The following is a 473-nucleotide window of genomic DNA, read 5'->3' as shown; positions in this document are numbered from 1 at the left end:
ACGCTACACGGTTCTCTCCGGGTGAGAGTTCTCGAGGCACTCCAATTTTCATATCTTCTCCAGAAAATAAGGAACTACAGGATTTTTGAAACAATGGTGGCGAGCGGCAGCCTTCGGTGCTGGCAACCGTTGCAGAACGGCGCCGTTGGTCGCGGTCGGTTTGGCTTTTTCTCGTGAGGACGCCAACAACGACACACGACGTGTTGGCTGTCCCCATTTATGGGCGTCGGAGGGTCATCCTGCAGTCCATCCACCATCGAGTAGCAGGGCACTGCCGGTCATCATTAATGAAGCGTCAGATGCTAGAAAGATTGCCGCGCCTACGATGTCTTCTTCTTTAGCCAAGCGGCCGAGTTTGATCTTTGAAAGCACGGATTCGCGGAATGCTGGATCCTCGAAGTAGGATTTAGTCATTGGTGTTTCGATAAACGTTGGGCAAATCGTATTCACTCGAATGCGACGTGGCCCCAGTT

Annotated in this window: 1 protein-coding gene; it reads right to left on the bottom strand. The window is 52.2% G+C overall.

Annotated features, from left to right (window positions below):
- Nucleotides 1-234 precede the first annotated feature (234 nt).
- Nucleotides 235-473, bottom strand: a 239-nt coding sequence (locus AB4Z23_RS28410; RefSeq protein ID WP_441361298.1) for an SDR family NAD(P)-dependent oxidoreductase, incomplete at its 5' end; no start/stop codon positions are given.

The sequence above is a fragment of the Agrobacterium sp. MCAB5 genome (genome assembly GCF_052114365.1).
Classification (GTDB): domain Bacteria; phylum Pseudomonadota; class Alphaproteobacteria; order Rhizobiales; family Rhizobiaceae; genus Agrobacterium; species Agrobacterium tumefaciens.
The sequence above is the reverse complement of the archived record's forward strand: the minus strand, read 5'-3'. Positions and strand labels throughout refer to the sequence as shown.